At 64.5% G+C, this 15,709-nt stretch carries 18 protein-coding genes; 5 read left to right on the forward strand and 13 right to left on the reverse strand.

The window, feature by feature from the left end; genetic code table 11:
• The first annotated feature begins 5 nt into the window (after positions 1-5).
• The gene (locus BBTA_RS27375) at positions 6-707 is read left to right on the forward strand and encodes a DUF1045 domain-containing protein (RefSeq protein ID WP_012045763.1); all 702 of its coding nucleotides are present in this window, start codon (positions 6-8) and stop codon (positions 705-707) included.
• 6 nt (positions 708-713) lie between these two features.
• Here BBTA_RS27375 and BBTA_RS27380 read toward each other — a convergent pair whose 3' ends face one another.
• Positions 714-1,469, reverse strand: coding sequence for an SDR family NAD(P)-dependent oxidoreductase (locus BBTA_RS27380; RefSeq protein WP_012045764.1), 756 nt, complete (start codon positions 1,467-1,469; stop codon positions 714-716).
• A 687-nt stretch (positions 1,470-2,156) separates the two neighbouring features.
• Between BBTA_RS27380 and BBTA_RS27385 the strand changes: the two genes are divergently transcribed.
• The 3 genes from BBTA_RS27385 (at position 2,157) to BBTA_RS27395 (ending at position 4,694) form a co-directional block, all read left to right on the forward strand.
• On the forward strand, positions 2,157-2,711 hold the full coding sequence (locus BBTA_RS27385; RefSeq protein ID WP_012045765.1) for a peroxiredoxin: 555 nt from the start codon (positions 2,157-2,159) through the stop codon (positions 2,709-2,711).
• A 2-nt stretch (positions 2,712-2,713) separates the two neighbouring features.
• A complete protein-coding gene (locus BBTA_RS27390; RefSeq protein ID WP_012045766.1) occupies positions 2,714-3,259 on the forward strand; it encodes a carboxymuconolactone decarboxylase family protein in 546 nt (181 codons plus the stop codon).
• Between the two features lie 688 nt (positions 3,260-3,947).
• A complete protein-coding gene (locus BBTA_RS27395) occupies positions 3,948-4,694 on the forward strand; it encodes a sel1 repeat family protein (RefSeq protein WP_244424153.1) in 747 nt (248 codons plus the stop codon).
• 144 nt (positions 4,695-4,838) lie between these two features.
• Here the strand turns inward: BBTA_RS27395 and modD are convergent, their stop codons facing one another.
• Positions 4,839-5,705 (reverse strand): ModD protein, encoded by an 867-nt coding sequence (modD, locus tag BBTA_RS27400; RefSeq protein ID WP_041750928.1) that lies wholly within the window; start codon positions 5,703-5,705, stop codon positions 4,839-4,841.
• A gap of 144 nt (positions 5,706-5,849) precedes the next feature.
• Between modD and BBTA_RS27405 the strand changes: the two genes are divergently transcribed.
• Complete coding sequence (locus tag BBTA_RS27405) at positions 5,850-6,407, forward strand: DUF2478 domain-containing protein (RefSeq protein WP_012045769.1); 558 nt, start codon at positions 5,850-5,852, stop codon at positions 6,405-6,407.
• 41 nt (positions 6,408-6,448) lie between these two features.
• Here the strand turns inward: BBTA_RS27405 and BBTA_RS27410 are convergent, their stop codons facing one another.
• The 11 genes from BBTA_RS27410 to nifH form a co-directional block, all read right to left on the reverse strand.
• A complete protein-coding gene (locus BBTA_RS27410; protein ID WP_012045770.1) occupies positions 6,449-6,655 on the reverse strand; it encodes a molybdopterin-binding protein in 207 nt (68 codons plus the stop codon).
• A 146-nt stretch (positions 6,656-6,801) separates the two neighbouring features.
• Positions 6,802-7,098, reverse strand: a complete 297-nt coding sequence (locus BBTA_RS27415; RefSeq protein WP_006609708.1) for a ferredoxin family protein — start codon at positions 7,096-7,098, stop codon at positions 6,802-6,804.
• A 42-nt stretch (positions 7,099-7,140) separates the two neighbouring features.
• The gene (locus BBTA_RS27420) at positions 7,141-8,448 is read right to left on the reverse strand and encodes an FAD-dependent monooxygenase (RefSeq protein ID WP_012045771.1); all 1,308 of its coding nucleotides are present in this window, start codon (positions 8,446-8,448) and stop codon (positions 7,141-7,143) included.
• 22 nt (positions 8,449-8,470) lie between these two features.
• A complete protein-coding gene (locus BBTA_RS27425) occupies positions 8,471-9,577 on the reverse strand; it encodes an electron transfer flavoprotein subunit alpha/FixB family protein (RefSeq protein WP_012045772.1) in 1,107 nt (368 codons plus the stop codon).
• A 52-nt stretch (positions 9,578-9,629) separates the two neighbouring features.
• Entirely contained in the window at positions 9,630-10,475 is an 846-nt protein-coding gene (locus BBTA_RS27430; RefSeq protein WP_012045773.1) for an electron transfer flavoprotein subunit beta/FixA family protein, read from the reverse strand.
• 260 nt (positions 10,476-10,735) lie between these two features.
• A complete protein-coding gene (gene nifW, locus BBTA_RS27435) occupies positions 10,736-11,074 on the reverse strand; it encodes a nitrogenase stabilizing/protective protein NifW (protein ID WP_012045774.1) in 339 nt (112 codons plus the stop codon).
• Positions 11,071-11,862 carry a serine O-acetyltransferase gene (cysE, locus tag BBTA_RS27440; protein WP_012045775.1) on the reverse strand — a complete coding sequence of 264 codons (792 nt, stop codon included), beginning with the start codon at positions 11,860-11,862 and terminating at the stop codon, positions 11,071-11,073. The genes nifW and cysE overlap by 4 nt, the downstream gene beginning before the upstream one ends.
• A gap of 2 nt (positions 11,863-11,864) precedes the next feature.
• Complete coding sequence (gene nifV, locus BBTA_RS27445) at positions 11,865-13,004, reverse strand: homocitrate synthase (protein WP_012045776.1); 1,140 nt, start codon at positions 13,002-13,004, stop codon at positions 11,865-11,867.
• A gap of 315 nt (positions 13,005-13,319) precedes the next feature.
• Positions 13,320-13,814 carry an iron response transcriptional regulator IrrA gene (gene irrA / locus BBTA_RS27450; RefSeq protein ID WP_012045778.1) on the reverse strand — a complete coding sequence of 165 codons (495 nt, stop codon included), beginning with the start codon at positions 13,812-13,814 and terminating at the stop codon, positions 13,320-13,322.
• A gap of 17 nt (positions 13,815-13,831) precedes the next feature.
• Positions 13,832-14,569: a nitrogen fixation protein NifQ gene (locus BBTA_RS27455; protein ID WP_012045779.1), complete on the reverse strand. Its 738-nt coding sequence runs from the start codon at positions 14,567-14,569 to the stop codon at positions 13,832-13,834.
• 82 nt (positions 14,570-14,651) lie between these two features.
• Complete coding sequence (nifH, locus tag BBTA_RS27460) at positions 14,652-15,539, reverse strand: nitrogenase iron protein (protein WP_012045780.1); 888 nt, start codon at positions 15,537-15,539, stop codon at positions 14,652-14,654.
• Positions 15,540-15,709 lie beyond the last annotated feature (170 nt).

Raw genomic sequence — 15,709 nt, forward strand, 5'->3', positions numbered from 1 at the left:
CGCCGATGACAGGCTTCCCGCGCTACGCGATCTACTACACGCCACCGGCCGACACGGCACTGAGTGCGTTCGGGGCCGACCTGCTCGGCTACGACGCCTGGACCGGCCGCGATCGTCCGTGTCCGGACGACGTCGTCAACGACGTCCCGGACTGGGCCGAGCTCACCGCCGACGCGCGCAAATACGGCTTTCACGCGACGCTGAAGGCGCCGTTCAGTCTGGCCGAGACGCGCAGCGAGCGCGAATTGTGCGACGCCTGCGCCGGCTTCGCTGCGGCTCCAAGAACGGTTCCGATGATCCGGCCGGTGGTGGACGCGATCAGCGGCTTCGTTGCCGTCATTCCGGGCGAAGTCTCGCCGGCCCTGCAGGATTTCGCCGCTGAATGCGTGCGCGCCTTCGAACCGTTTCGCGCGGCCATGACCGCGGAGGATCGCGCGCGCCGCAAGCCAGAGCTGCTCTCGCCGCAGCAGCGCGCGCACCTCGATCGCTGGGGCTATCCCTACGTCATGGACGATTTTCGGTTTCACATGACGCTGACGTGCCGCCTGTCCGACGAACGGCGCCGACCGATCCTCAGCATGCTGCAAGCGCGCTACGCGGCGCTCGGCATCACCTCGCTGGCGATCGACAGGATTGCGCTATTCTGTCAGCCGACCCCGCGCAGCCGTTTCAGCATCCTTGCAAGCTGGCGGATCGCGGACCGATGATTGCGCTCACACCGCCTTGGTCAGGGCACCATCGATGATGAGGTTGGTTCCCGAAATCCGGCTCGCCAACGGACTGGCCAACATCACTACGCCGAAAGCCACCTCCTCCGCGGTTCCCATGCGACCGGTCGGGTTCAGGCCCATCGCCGTCTTGAACAGATCAGGCGAGCCGTTCTCGATGTTTTGCCAGATGCCGCCTTCGAAGTAGGTGTTGCCGGGCGACACGGCATTGACCCGAATGCCCTTGCCGACGAGCTGATGCGCGAGCCCCTTCGCGTAATGGAGCAAGGCGCCCTTGATCGCACCATAGGATCCCGCGGCGAAATCGACTTCAAATCCGGAGACGCTGGAGATGATGATGATGGAGGCCGATGGCGACTTTTCCAAATAGGGGATGGCCGCCGCGACCGCATTGACGGTATGCATCATGTCGGTGCGGAAGGATTTCTCCCAGGTCTCCGGCGTATCACCGACGGCGAGCGCGCTCACATTGCAGACCAGGCAGTCGATGCTGTCGAACGCCTTGGCGGCGCCATCGACCCAGCCCTTGAGCGCGACGGGATCGGCGACATCGATGCCCTGCCCCCAGGCCTTTCCACCGCTGCCCGTGAGCTTCGTCACCACCGCGCCGACCGCCTCGGCATCGCGCCCGCAGATGGCGACGTTCGCGCCCTCAGCGGCAAACAGCTCCGCAATCGCGCGCCCGATGCCTTTGCTGCCACCGGTCACCAGCACGCTTTTGCCGGTCAGCCCGAGATCCATGATGCTCTCCCCTACGGCTTCACGCCCGTCTGCGAGCTCGATCATCATGGCCGGCGCGCACGGCACCGATGACCAACCGGGAGCTGTGCGCCTCGACGACCAAGCGACATGATGACCAAGCGAAAACTTGCGAGGAGGTTACGGTCCCGGGATGCCGCAGCAAGGCGAAATAACAGACGCGAACTGCTGAAAAAGCTGACGCTGTGAGAATGTACGTCTGTGCCGGCCTCACGCTGCCCAGGCGTTGTCGTCTTGCTGCCCTTCGACGAACCGCTTTGCCCATGGGTGCATCGCAGAACGCGGTCGTCACACGAATCGGCTGACCGTCGCCGCACAAAGAAGATGCAGCAGCGCCGCGGCGACAGCGCACCGCTTTTCAGGGCCCAGCATGTCGAGCCCGACGGCCTTTCCAGCTCGCTTGTGTCAATTCTCGTTTGTGGCTCGGCTTCCCCACGCGCTCCAGATGCGCGGTGCATCTTCGTCCCGTTGTCACGAATCGAACGCTGCGCGGTGGATCGGCCGGCCTCTCAGACGGTCTCGAACGATATCGGCATTCGCAATTGCAGCATCAGCAATGCAGCATGTCGACTTTCCGACAACGCATTGATGTTGATAGTGAATGGCATATCGCTTGCAATGCACAATGCGCCTCGCTATTGCAGCGCAGATATTTCTTTGGAGTGCCACATGCTCGGAATTGGAAGTAAGCTGCCCTCGTTCGAAATCGTCGGCGTGAAGCCCGGTTTCCAGCTTCATGAGGAGAAGGGCGAAAGCGCCTTCGAGACCCTGACCGAAACCAGCTTTCCTGGAAAGTGGAAGGTCATCTTCTTCTACCCGAAGGACTTCACCTTCGTCTGCCCGACGGAGATCGCCGAGTTCGCTCGGCTGGCAAAGGACTTCGAAGACCGCGACGCCGTCGTGCTCGGCGGCTCCACGGACAACGAGTTCTGCAAGCTGGCCTGGCGCCGTGACCACAAGGACCTTCACAAGCTGCCGATCTGGCAGTTTGCCGACACCAAGGGGTCGCTGGTCGACGGTCTCGGCGTGCGCTCGCCCGACGGCGTGGCCTATCGCTACACATTCGTGGTCGATCCCGACAACACCATTCAGCACGTCTATGCGACCAATCTGAACGTGGGCCGCGCGCCGAAGGACACGCTGCGGGTGCTCGACGCGTTGCAGACCGACGAGCTCTGCCCCTGCAATCGCGAGGTCGGCGGCGCCACTCTGAAGGTCGCCTGACCGTGTCCATTGAGCAGCTCAAGGAGCAGATTCCGGATTTCGCCAAGGACGTCAGGCTGAACCTGTCGTCGATGGCGTCGGACGAGAGCCTGTCCCCGCAGGCCAAATACGGCCTGTTCGTTGCCTGCGCGATCGCCACCCGCAACCCGACCGTGACAGCGGCGCTGGAAGCGGTGGCGGCGGCACATCTGTCGGCGGCGGCATTGACCGCCGCCAAGACGGCCGCCGCGCTGATGGCCATGAACAACGTGTATTACCGGTTTGTGCATCTCGCCACGAACAAGGAATACGCGACGATGCCGGCGCGGCTGCGCATGAATGCGATCGCCAATCCGGGCGTCGACAAGGCCGATTTCGAGCTCTGGTCGCTGGCGGTGTCGGCGATCAACGGCTGCGGCACCTGCATCGATGCCCATGAAAGGGTTCTGAAGGAGGCCGGCGTCAGCGCGGCGTCGATTCAGACTGCGGTCCGCTTCGCGGCCATCATTCAGTCGGTCGCCGTCGCAATCGAGGCAGCGGCTGTCACCGTGCCGTTAGCGGCCGAATAGAAAACGATCGACATGTGATTGCGGCCGGCATCGTTCGGCCGCATTTGCTTTGGGCAACTCGCTCAATAGTTGTGGCGTAAATTCATTCCGTGGTGCGGTTGGCGCCCATGCTAACCGCCTGTCGTCCTGCCCGCACGCGCATCGTGGCGGCACCATGATACTTCCGGCACCGTTCTCGCCTCGGGTAGACATCAACATAAATTCGCGTACAGCGTGTGTTTTGACAATGGGCCTGGCCGGGAAATTTCCACGGAATAGCCTTACCCGCTCACCCTTCCCGCCAAGAACATTGATCAGCTTAGGGGCCAAGCAACCCCGATTGTGACCAGCGCGCGCAAAATGGGTGGCGCGCATCGCGGAAGGAAACTGATCTGCCAGTCCCGGCAGAAGCGTTGGCGATATCGCGGCTCGCCTGGTGATGCTAGCTCGGTTGGATCACGCGCGCCTGACGCCCTGAAGATCTCTTCCGCGACGCGGGTCGTGGAAGACAGGAGGCCTAGTTATGAGTGCTCCAGTTCAGAATGAACCGGCCAAGCCGACTCCGCCTTGGGCCAATGAGGAGCTCCGGAAATACGCTCCGCGGCGACATCAGAGCGATGGGGGACTGCATGTCCAGGACTCGAGCCCCTTCAGCCCGCTGCCGTCCCATCTGGTCGCACGGCAGAACGCTCTGACCGCGACACCGAGCGTGACAGACCTTGTCGATGAGGAATTCCGCCGTGGTCTGCTGAGCGCAAAGCTCGATCCCGTCGTCATGCCCCTCCCTCCGGTGGACTCAGACCGGACATCTCGTCTGGGCGCCATCGTCAGGATCGGAGCCGCCATCGGCATCGCTGCGTCGGTGGCCATGATGGTCGCGAACGTGGTGACGCTGGACGATGGTGGATCGGAGCGGAGCCGCAAGTCCCCGATCATGCCGGCGGCTGTGCTGGAAAGTCTTGCCCAGATCGACCCCGCCGAAGCGAAGATGGCCCAGGAGGATCCGCCCGCGACTGCCGCCATCATCGCGTCAGCCAGCCCGGACGCTGGCCCGCGTCCGTGGCCCCCGACATCATCGGCAGCAGCGGCCACCGCCGCTCCCGCCCCTGCTGCCCTGGCCGCCTCCAATCCCGTACCCGCGGCTTCTTCCGTTCCGCCGCGCCCGACCATGCCGTTGCCGCGCGAGGAGGTCGAGTCGCTGATGAAGCGAGGCCGTGATCTGCTGTCCGCGGGGGACGTGGCCAGCGCGCGCCTGATCCTCACCCGACTCTCCGATGCGGGACATGCCGACGCCTCTTTCCTGCTCGCACGGACCTATGATCCGATCGAGTTGACGAAGCTGAGGCTGCTCGGAGCCGTGCCCGACCCAGCCAGGGCAAGGACTTGGTATCTCAAGGCCGCTGAGCAGGGCTCTCCGGAAGCCAGTCGCCGCGTCCAGCAATCAGCCGTGCGATAGGACCCGCGCGACGCAGCCGACGATAATATCGACCGGCGTGCCGCCCCGGTCATGATACTGCGCCGCTGCCAGGCTCTCGGGGTCATGGCACGGAGCGGCGCCGACAGAAGTACCACGCTGGCCAGCCTCAACACAGATGCGCCTTCAAGCTGCAGCGGATGCCGGTGTGATGCGGACCTGGACGTCGCATGGTCGCGCCAGATAGGGGGCCGAGGTGACCAGCAGGTCGGCGCCCGCCGCCGCATAGGCGGCCGCATTCTGTGCGTTGACCCCGCCGGCGGCGGCGATGATCGGCCGTATCTGCAAGGCGGCCATCGCGCCGACGCGCCTGACCAGCGCCTCGATATCAGCGGCCGGAAATTTCTCGGCCTGGATGACATCGAAGCCGGCCACAGCCGCGGCGACCGCCTGCTCGATCGAGGTGACCTCGATGACGAGCCGCTTCTCCGGCGCGGAGCGCCGCAACCGCTCAGCGACGGCGGCGAGCGGCATGTCGCCAAGAAAGGCCCGATGCTCGGGAAACACAAGGATCGTCTCCGACAGGCCGAGCCGATGCATGATCGCGCCCCCCGCCTTGACCGCCGCCACCGCGAACTGCTTCGCGCCCGGAACGTTCTTGCGCGTGCAGGCGACGGCGATGTCCGGGTTCACCGTGCGCGCCGCACGCACGATCGCCTGGGCTTCCGTCGCCACGCCGGACCAGATCTCGATCAGGGTCTGCGCCACCTTCCAGCTGCGCAGCAAGCCGGCGGCCGCGCCCTCTGCGCGCAGGATCGGACTGCCATTCTCCAGTACCTTTCCACTCGCGGCGAGCAGATCGACTTTGCAACCGGTGAGCGCGATCAATGCAGCGGCCTCTTCCGCCAGCGCCAGGACCATCCGGTCGCGCGCAACGAACTGCATCTGGCCGGGCGCGGCACCGATCCCGAGCGCCTCTGTCGTCAGGTCGCCATAGGGAACGTCATCACGAAGCAGGGTCTCCAGGTCATATCGCGGAACGCTGGTCGGCACGCACGACACTCCTCTTTGTCTCTGATCTTTGTCTCAGGGCCACAACCTCGATATAGTCGCATCCGGCTGCTCGCCGCCGATCGCCGGACCATTCGGGCCGGAATCGTCGAACGACATCGCAGCAGTCACCCGAGGTTGCCCGTGATGCCACGCGATCGTCTACCCGCCGAGCTTGATCCTCCCCGTCTCGCCGCCGTCCTCTACGGGCCGGGCGACGATGCCGATGTTCTGCTGGACGATTTCGCCCAGGGCCTCCTGCAGCGCGGCGTGCGGGTTGGCGGCATCGTCCAGCGCAATACGCGAAACGACGTCGGCCGAAAGAGCGGGATGGATGTGATCGACCTCGGCAATGGCGACACGATCTCGATCTGCCAGGATCTCGGCAGCGGATCGACAGCCTGCAAGCTGGACGCCGCAGGGCTTGCCGAAGCCGGCATGGCCGTTCACCGCGCCATCGCCGCGCATGCCGACCTCATCGTGATCAACAAATTCTCCAAGCAGGAGGCGTCCGGAAGCGGACTGCGCGGCGAGCTCGCCGATGCCATCACCTCCGGCATTCCGGTTCTGACTGCCGTGCCGCAGAAATGCATCGAGGACTGGCGGAGCTTTGCCGGCGAGTTCGGCACGCTGCTGCCGCCGTCCCGATCCGCAATAGATGAATGGTGGCTCATGCTGAGCTCAAAGGCGGGCAGCGTTCGCTGAACGCCGTCTCGGCCACCCAACTCATTTCCGCAAGCTTCATTCTATTTGCCGATCATCACGTCCGAGGACTTGATCACGGCCGACACACTGTCACCGACAGCGAGCCCAAGCTCCTCCACCGCCTCATTGGTGATGGCCGAGAAGACCGTCAATCCAGGGGCCAGCTCGACCTTGACATGAGCTGTCGTGGCTCCCTTGGCGACGGAGATGACTTTCCCCGGCAAGACGTTTCGTGCGCTCAGCTTCACGTGCTGCTCTCCTCATCCTCGGCAGCACCGTTGCTGCAGCCAGATGTCAGCACAGAGAGCGCCCGGACTCAATGACCTATATCAACTTCGATACAGCACCTGCCGAGCGCTGATTGCCGAGAGCATCTGTCCGGTCCGGCCGGCTCTCAGCCGAACTTGAACAGCACGCCATAGCCGCCGCGCGGATAGCTCCATTCGATATCGCCGCTGGCCTCGCCGATGACGCGGCACGTGCCGCATTCGATGCAGCCATCAACCGTGATCTCGACCTGGCCCGAATCGTTCAGCTCATAGCAGCGCGCCGGACAGGCCTTGAGCAGCGCCTTCAGCTGCGGGCTCGGCGTGGTATGCGGACGGACCTTGATATGGGCCCGGCCGGGATCGACCTGATAGCGATTATAGAACAGCTTGTCTTCGACCCTGACAGCGACATCCGTGCTCATCTCTGATCTCCCTTGGCCCAGTTGTTTCGTTCACTTCAGCTATCAGCGCCACGCCCGCGCGAAGCGGAACGCGTCTCCGAACAGGCCTGTCCAGGACCTCGCGCTCACAAACGAACGCAGGGTGCTGCTCTCCTTCTCCTTCTTCGGCGTGCCGTCGACACGCACGAAGTTTTGCATCGCCTTCGAGACCAGCTGCGGATAGGTCAGGAAGAAATTCTGCGACTGGTTGTGCAGCAGCGCAGGCATGTCCTTGTATTTCTTCAGATCCTTGATGACGAAGGACTCCTCGAGCATCTTCTTGTAGAGCGCGAGGTTTTGCTTCGTCATTGGATCGCGGCGCGATTTCACCTGGAAGATCGCCTCCGCCGCGATGCGACCCGAGGTCATCGCCAGGTTCGAGCCTTCGCGGTGGATGGCATTGTTGAGCTGGGCGGCGTCGCCGACCACGACCCAGCCATCGCCGCAGAGCTCCGGGATCGCGTTATAGCCGCCCTCGGGGATCAGATGCGCCGAATACTCCTTCACCTCCGAGCCTTCGATCAGCGGCGCGACCGACGGGTGCTTCTTGAAGTTCTCGAGCAGGCCGTAGGGCGTCTCGCCGGTCTTCTGGAAGTCGGAGACGAGGCAGCCGATGCCGAGCGAGATGCACTCTTTGTTGGAGTAGATGAAGCCCATGCCGGTCATGCCGCGGGAGATGGTGCCAGCCGCCTCGATCACAGCGCCCTCATCGCCCTTCAGGTTGAAGCGCGCCTCGATCGTCTCGCGCGGCAGGAAGTGCATCTCCTTGACCGCCAGCGCAACATTCTCCGGCTTCGGCCGCTCGCGCAAGCCGGCACGGGTGCCGAGCAGGCCGTTGACGCCCTCGGCAAGCACCACCACGTCGGCGTGGATCTCACCATCGCGCCGGTCGGTCCTGACGCCGATGACCTTGCCATAGGCGTCCTGCGCCAGCTCGGTCACCGTGGTCTCGCAGAGCACGATCGCGCCCGCTTCCTTGACCTTCGACGAGAACCATTTGTCGAACTGCGCCCGGATGATGGTGTAGCGGTTCGGCTTCTCCTCGTTGAAGTCGTCCGACTTGTAATGCAGGCCGACATGCGACTTGTCGTCGAGCATCCAGAACCGCTGCTCGACCAGATGCCGCTCCAGGGGCGCTTCCTCGCGGAAGTCCGGGATCAGCTTCTCCAGCATGTCGGCATAGAGAATCGCGCCCTGCACATTCTTCGAGCCGGAATATTCGCCGCGCTCAAGCTGCAGCACCTTCATGCCGCGCTGGGCCATGGTCAGCGCTGCTGCATTGCCCGCCATGCCGGCGCCCACGACGATCGCGTCGAAACGTTCCTCGATCATTGCCCTGCTCCCTCTCTGGTGCCTAGCTTGCGATACGGTCGCGTGAATGCGGCGATAGCCGCGCGCGGAATGCCTCGGTGAGCGCCGGCAGCAGCCGGATCGCGTCGGTGACGATGCCGACATGCGCGAAGTCGAAGATCGGCGCGTTCTTGTCGGTGTTGATGGCGACGATCAGGTCGGCGCCCTCGACGCCCACCCGATGCTGGATGGCGCCGGAGATGCCGGCGGCGATGTAGAGCTTGGGACGGATGGTCTTGCCGGTCTGGCCGATCTGGCGGTCCGAGGTGACCCAGCCCTTCTGCACCAGCGGCCGCGAGCAGCCGAACTCGGCGCCGAGCACCGCCGCCAGTCCCTTGACCAGTTGGAAATTCTCCGGCGAGCCCAAGCCCAGACCGCCGGCGACGACGACATCGGCATAAGCGAGGTTGGACTTGGCGGAGTCGCGATCCGGAATGAAGGACAGCACCTTGGTGACGATGTCCTCCTCGACGAGGCCGAGCTTGTGCTCGATGATCCGGGTCGCGGGCTTTTCCACGCGGTCGGGCATCGGCATCACCCGCGGACGCACGGTCGCCATCTGCGGCCGGTAGTTCAGCGTATAGATGGTGCACAGTAGCGAGCCGCCGAAGGTCGGCCGCGTCGCCGCCAGCGAGCCGTCGGCGTCGACGTCCAGCTCGGTGCAGTCGGCGGTCAGACCCGTGAGCAGCGTGGTCGCCACGGAGCCTGCGAGGTCACGGCCGAGCGTGGTCGCTCCGAGCAGCAGGATCTCCGGCTTGAAGGTGTTGACGGTGTCGGTCAGCGCCTTGGTGTAGGCCTCGTTGCGATAATCGCCGAGAACCTCGTCGGCAACGATATAGGCGAGATCAGCGCCGTAGCAGAACGATTCCGCGGCAGCGTGCTGGACGGCTTCACCGGGCGGTCCGATCACGACGGCTGCAAGGTCGACCTTCAGCTTGTCCGCGAGCTTGCGGCCGGCGCCCATCAGTTCCCAGGACACGGGGTGAACCTGTCCGCGCTCCTGCTCGATGAACACCCAGACGTGCTTGTAGGCTTTGAAATGCTCCGGCAGCTCCTTCTTGGTCGCGGCGCGACCGGCTGCGGCAGGCGGTGCTTTGGTGGGTTCGCTCATGGTCGTCGTCCCGTTGAAGCTCGATGTCCGAAACCGAAGTCAGATGGCAAAGTCAGAAGCCGTGCGCCGACGAAATCAGCTCGGCCTCGAGCTTCGGCTGACGCTTGAACAGCTCTTCGATCAGCGCCTCCGCCGGCGGTCGATTGGCGAAATCGACGATGGTCGCCTTCTCGGCCCGGGCCGACGGCGCGAACACGCGCTTCACGATGGTCGGCGAGCCCTTCAGGCCGCACTTCGAGATGTCCTCGACCCCCGCGTCCTTGGCGCTCCAGGTCACGATCTGCGCGCGCGCGGCGCGCAACGCATCGGCCATGGCGCCGCGGCGGATCTCATTGGTCGCCTCAAGCATCGTCACCAGGCATGGCAGCTTGGTCTTGAGCACCTGGACGCCGCCTTCCGAACGGCGCTCGGCCTCGATGGTCCGCGCGACCGGGTCGACCTCGTTGATCTTCGCCACATAGGTCAGCTGCAGCAGGCCGAGCCGCTTGGCGATGCCGGGACCGACCTGGGCGGTATCGCCGTCGATGGTCTGCTTACCGGTGAACACGATATCCGGCGCGCCGAAGGTCTCGCTGATCTTTCGAATGGCGGTCGCCAGCGCGTAGGTCGTGGCCAGCGTGTCGGCGCCGGCAAAGAAGCGGTCCGTGAGCAGCACGGCACGATCGGCGCCGTAGGTCAGCGCGCGGCGCAGCGAGTCCTCGGCTGATGGCGGTCCCATGGTCAGCACCGTCACTTCGCCGCCGAACTTGTCACGCAGCTGCAGCGCCGCTTCGAGCGCAAACAGGTCGTAGGGATTGATGATGGTCGGCACACCCTGACGCATGATGGTGTTGGTGACCGGATGAACACGGATCTGCGCGGAGTCCGGGACCTGCTTGATGCAGACGACGATATGCATGCGATCACTCCGGTATGTGGGCCTGCGATGAGGACAGCAATTGTCGTACCAGTTTTCGTCACAGCGAATATCGAGCCAGATTCAACAGCTTGGCGCATAGACCTGAGTTGTTGCTCAGAATTGGCGCGGAGGTCCGACACGTCGCAAGCAACACGCGTCGGGAATGCGACAGGAGCTGAACAGCATGTCGATTGCCGTCAAAGCAGAGGCGCCGCCAGTTGAACTGGCGGCGCCTCTGGATGCACTGATGAGTTCGTCTGTTACTTGAGCGTGGTCAGTGACACGAAGGGCTTGGGCGCCGGCTTCGGCGGCGCGACGGCTTCCTTGAGCACCTTGAAGACACGCTGATCGAGCGGCGACGAGACGACAAAGTCCTGATAGGCCTGCTCCAGGAACGATTTGCAGCGCGAGGAAATCTCCTCGTTGGAGACGTCCGAGAAATCCTCGCTGACGAGATATTGGCCCATTCGCCTCAGAATGTGCAGCCGGCAGACGTTCAGCACCTTGGGATCATAGTCGACGTTCAGCAGCTTGAAGAACTCTTCCGCTGCCGAGGTCTTCTTCAGCTCGTCGAGAACGTTCGGTGTTGCCGCGGTCATCGTTTTGCTCCTTGGGTCAGAATCGGGTCAACCTCGCATCCGTTGATCGGCGCCGGCGGCGGCGGCCCCTGGCGCACCTTTTGCCGGACATGCGCGAGCTGCGCCTCGAGGAACTCGATCCGGTCCAGCATCACCGACAGCGCCTCGCCAACCGGATCGGGCATCAGATGGTGATCGAGATCGATGCGGCCGACGGTGCGGCGGTGGGTGAACTCGGGGCGCACCACCTTGGCCGGGATGCCGACCACGGTGACATCCGGCGGCGTGCTCTGGATGACGACAGAATTCGCGCCGACGCGGGTGCGCGGTCCGATCGTGATCGGTCCGAGGATCTTGGCACCGGCCCCGACGACGACACCGTTCTCCAATGTCGGATGCCGCTTGCCCGGCGACCACGAGGTGCCGCCCAATGTCACACCGTGATACAGTGTGACGTCGTCGCCGACCTCGGCCGTCTCGCCGATCACGACGCAGGCGCCGTGGTCGATGAAGAAGCGGCGGCCGATCTCTGCGCCCGGGTGAATGTCGACATTGGAGAGGAAGCGTCCGAGCCAGGACAACAGACGCGCCGGGAAGCGCCAGCCATGGATCCACAGCCGGTGGGCGAGACGATGCCAGATCAGCGCGTGGATGCCGGGATAGGTCAGCAAGGTCTCGATCTCGCTGCGCGCCGCGGGATCGCGCGAGCGGACGCAGCCGATGTCCTCACGGATCAATTGGAGCAGCGACGGCGGGCGCATATCGGCTGCGACGGGCTTGGCAATCGGCGTGTCGACGATGTCGCTCATGATCAGGCAAAGCTCGCTAGCGGGTGATCGCAGACTTCGCGCCAGATGGCGGCGACGGCTTCCTTCGGCACCGGACCCTTGTGCACGACCGCATGCTTGCGCACGCGGGCCAGGATCCGCTGGGCCTGGTCGGCGCTCACCGGCAGGCGCAGATCCGACAGCAGCGAGGTGATCGCCGACAGGCCGGAATGCTTGCCGATCACAATTCGGTTGGAGCGGCCGAACAGCATCGGATCGAGCGCCTGGTAGGTCCGCTGATCCTTCAGCAGGCCATCAACGTGAATGCCGGATTCGTGGGTGAAGACGTGCTCGCCGACGATCGCCTTGTTGAGCGGAATGGCACGCGCCGCGGCGGCTGCGACTACATTGGCGACACGATCGAGCTCAGCCAGCACGATCCCGGTCTCGCGCCGGTAAAGCTGGCGCAGGGCGACGGCGACTTCCTCCAGCGGTGCGTTCCCGGCGCGCTCGCCGAGGCCGATCACGGTGACCGATGCATGCGTCGCGCCGGCCTTGACCGCGGCCAGCGTGTTGGCGGTGGCGAGGCCGAGATCGTCATGACCGTGAAACTCGATCTCCAGATCCGTGGTCGCGCGCAGGGCATTGACCAGCGCAAACGTCGCGTCGGGATCAAGCACGCTCAGCGTATCGGCGACACGGAAGCGTCGCGCTCCGAGCGCCTTGGCGGTGGCGATGACCTCTGCCAGGAAGCCGACATCGGCGCGCGACGAATCCTCGCCGCCGACGGCCACATCCAGTCCGCGCTGGCGCGCGTAAGTAACGACGCGCTTGAGCAGTTCCAGCGCAGCACTGCGGTCGCCGCCGAGCTTGGCGGCGATCTGCACGTCCGATGTCGGGATGGAGACATTCACCATCGACACACCAGCCGCGATCGCGGCATCGACATCCGCCTCGCGCATCCGGCACCAGCCGATGATGGTTGCCGGCAGACGGGCGTCGACGATCGCGCGGATCGCGGCGATCTCGTCGGCCCCCATCGCCGGCGTGCCCGCCTCGATCTCCGGAACGCCGGCCCGCGCCAGGGCGCGGGCGATCGCGACCTTCTCCGCGAGCGCGAAGGCGACACCGGGCGCCTGCTCGCCATCGCGGAGCGTGGTGTCGTTCAGGATGACCCGGGGCATCGGGCTCCGAGAGACCGTACTCCCTTCGGGTGAGCGGGCATCTTGGGCATTCCTGGGCCCGCGCGGTCCGAAGACGTCAGGCATTCACTTGCTCCGTCGCAACCTGTGACGGCCGCCAGAAGCATGACGCTCGATCGCGGCCCACAGGCTCCTCAGCAACCGCCATGCCACCGCCGGACCTGGCCTCAATCGGTTGAAGATGTGATGTTTTTCGTCGCCGACCGCATTGTCGGATTCGTAACAGGGTCGGAAATCCAACGTCAGGGATGGCCGGCGGTGCGCGCAGCCTCGCAGCCGTGGCGGCCGGCCGCGGTGTCAGGCGTGCCGCCTGCGGCGCAGGTGAATGATGACGTCGATCCGCTCCATGCCATAGCCTGGCAGCGGCTCGGGCAGTTGATCGAACGCGACATGTTCGGGGACGTCGACGAGCACGCCTTCGTCCTCATAGAAGAAATGCGGATGCACCGTGGTGTTGGTGTCGAAGAACGACCGGGAGCCATCGACACCGATCTGCCGCAACAGCCCGAGCTCGACGAACTGATTGAGCGTGTTGTAGATGGTCGCCTGCGAGATCTTCATGCCGCTCGCCACGGCGGCGGCATAGAGCGCGTCGGCCGTGATGTGACAATCGCCATTGCCGAACAGAATCCGGCTCAGCTGCTGGCGCTGCTGCGTCGGCCGCAGCCCGGCCTTTCGCAAGGTGTCCTCGCAACGGCGCACCAGCGTCTCGCCCGCCTCGCAGGTGTCAGCCGCGGGGCACAGGCCGCCGTCACGGTTGCACGGGGATCCAAGCTGGGCGTCCAACAACATCGTTGCAATCCTCGAACTCACATGGCCGCGCTTGCGGCCGCCTCCTGCAGCGCGACCTCGCGGCGCCGCTCCGCCATCCGGCTCTCGCCGCCCTCCTCGCCGAAGCAGAGCTGAAAATCGTTGCATTGGGTACAGACCGGCGTCGTGCACATCACGAAGCCGTCGTCCTCGCACAGCATGCGGTAGAAGAAGCGCTTCCAGCGCATGTTTCGGGTGTTGCGGCTGGCCAGCGGCGCGAAATGACGCATCAGCAGCCGCGACAGTTCGGAACGCTCGCGCAGGCCGAGATCTTCCCAGAGATGGTTCGGCTCCATCGCGCGCCGCGCGACCATCGCCGCGAGCCAGCGGCTGGTGTCGCCAGGGGTTGAACGCTGAGCGGCGAGCAGATCGCGCACCATCGTGATCTCGTCATCGTCAGGCGCAGGGGCGGCGCCGTTGATCGGCAGCCAGGAGGAATCGATCGATGCCGCGGGAAACAGCTGCGCCAGGAGCGTGATCAGCTCGATCGTGGACAGCCCTGCCCGTTCCGCCAGCGTGCCGTGCTCCATCGCAGCGACGGCGAGGATGGATGCGATCACGTGACGGTCGAAGCTGGCATCGTCGTCGATGCGGGCGTCATCGGGATCGACACCTGTCAGCAAGCGGTAGATCTGACGGCCACGATGCTGACCGCTGCATCCGAGGCCGCCATCATCCGGCGACGACGGCAGGCCGGAGGACACCGAGCGCGAGACGTCCACGATGGCAATGGTCATAGCGTGATCCCCTGCGGCCTGCGACGGGACTTGCGAAGAGGTACCGGCCTTCCGACGGGAGGAAGGCCGGTACCAAGACTGCTTAAGCCGTTGCGGCGAGTTCGGCGGCAGTCTTTCCGATCTGGCTCTCGTCCACCGCCTTCATGATGCCGTGCTCCATCAGCATGTCCTCGAGCTCGTCCATCGTGATCGGCGTCGGGATGATGCCCTTGCCGGCGTTGCCGTGGATCTTGGTCGCCAGGTTGCGGTAGTGGTTGGCCTGAACCGACTCCGGCGCGTATTCCAGCACAGTCATGCGGCGCAGCTCGGCGTGCTGCACGATGTTGTCGCGCGGCACGAAATAGATCAGCTGGGTGCCGAGCTTCTTGGCGAGAGCCTCGGCCAGCTCGAGCTCCTTGTCGGTCTGGCGTTCGTTGCAGACCAGGCCGCCCAGGCGCACGCCGCCGGAGTTCGCATATTTCAGAATGCCCTTGGAGATGTTGTTGGCGGCATACATCGCCATCATCTCGCCGGACATCACGATGTAGATCTCCTGCGCCTTGTTCTCACGGATCGGCATCGCGAAGCCGCCGCAGACCACGTCGCCGAGCACATCGTAGGACACGTAGTCGATGTCCTCATAGGCGCCGTTCTCTTCCAGGAAGTTGATCGAGGTGATGACGCCGCGGCCGGCGCAGCCGACGCCCGGCTCCGGACCGCCGGACTCGACGCAACGGATGTCGCGATAGCCGACCTTCATGACCTCCTCAATCTCGAGGTCCTCGACGCTGCCCGCGGCAGCGGCCAGGCTGAGGATGGTGTCCTGCGCCTTGGCGTGCAGGATCAGGCGGGTCGAATCCGCCTTGGGGTCGCAGCCGACGATCAGGATCCGATGACCCATCTCGGCCAGCGCGGCCAGGGTGTTTTGCGACGTCGTCGATTTGCCGATGCCGCCTTTGCCGTAGAATGCGATTTGTCGCAGCGATGCCATTCTGCTCTCCATCAACCGATTGCCAATGTCACGCCCGCTCATCCGCAGGGCGTGACCGCGTCCTCTCATGTGTCCGAACCGGCAGACGGGTTATTGGGAAGGAGAGCATCGCTCGTCCGAAGCGTCGGCGTGCACTCAGCCCTCAACCATTGCCTGACCAGAGTTTTGCA

The organism is Bradyrhizobium sp. BTAi1, from assembly GCF_000015165.1.
In the GTDB taxonomy this organism is placed as follows: Bacteria; Pseudomonadota; Alphaproteobacteria; order Rhizobiales; family Xanthobacteraceae; genus Bradyrhizobium; species Bradyrhizobium denitrificans.

What these genes read in the sequence shown, in the direction of transcription:
- BBTA_RS27420 (WP_012045771.1), bottom strand. Translation starts at nt 8,448, where the DNA reads ATGATCGAGGAACGTTTCGACGCGATCGTCGTGGGCGCCGGCATGGCG.
- nifW (WP_012045774.1), bottom strand. Translation starts at nt 11,074, where the DNA reads ATGACCGCGGCAACACCGAACGTTCTCGACGAGCTGAAGAAGACCTCG.
- BBTA_RS27415 (WP_006609708.1), bottom strand. Translation starts at nt 7,098, where the DNA reads ATGAGCACGGATGTCGCTGTCAGGGTCGAAGACAAGCTGTTCTATAAT.
- BBTA_RS27425 (WP_012045772.1), bottom strand. Translation starts at nt 9,577, where the DNA reads ATGAGCGAACCCACCAAAGCACCGCCTGCCGCAGCCGGTCGCGCCGCG.
- BBTA_RS27380 (WP_012045764.1), bottom strand. Translation starts at nt 1,469, where the DNA reads ATGGATCTCGGGCTGACCGGCAAAAGCGTGCTGGTGACCGGTGGCAGC.
- BBTA_RS27430 (WP_012045773.1), bottom strand. Translation starts at nt 10,475, where the DNA reads ATGCATATCGTCGTCTGCATCAAGCAGGTCCCGGACTCCGCGCAGATC.
- BBTA_RS27385 (WP_012045765.1), top strand. Translation starts at nt 2,157, where the DNA reads ATGCTCGGAATTGGAAGTAAGCTGCCCTCGTTCGAAATCGTCGGCGTG.
- irrA (WP_012045778.1), bottom strand. Translation starts at nt 13,814, where the DNA reads ATGTTGTTGGACGCCCAGCTTGGATCCCCGTGCAACCGTGACGGCGGC.
- cysE (WP_012045775.1), bottom strand. Translation starts at nt 11,862, where the DNA reads ATGAGCGACATCGTCGACACGCCGATTGCCAAGCCCGTCGCAGCCGAT.
- BBTA_RS27455 (WP_012045779.1), bottom strand. Translation starts at nt 14,569, where the DNA reads ATGACCATTGCCATCGTGGACGTCTCGCGCTCGGTGTCCTCCGGCCTG.
- nifH (WP_012045780.1), bottom strand. Translation starts at nt 15,539, where the DNA reads ATGGCATCGCTGCGACAAATCGCATTCTACGGCAAAGGCGGCATCGGC.
- BBTA_RS27405 (WP_012045769.1), top strand. Translation starts at nt 5,850, where the DNA reads ATGCCACGCGATCGTCTACCCGCCGAGCTTGATCCTCCCCGTCTCGCC.
- BBTA_RS27375 (WP_012045763.1), top strand. Translation starts at nt 6, where the DNA reads ATGACAGGCTTCCCGCGCTACGCGATCTACTACACGCCACCGGCCGAC.
- nifV (WP_012045776.1), bottom strand. Translation starts at nt 13,004, where the DNA reads ATGCCCCGGGTCATCCTGAACGACACCACGCTCCGCGATGGCGAGCAG.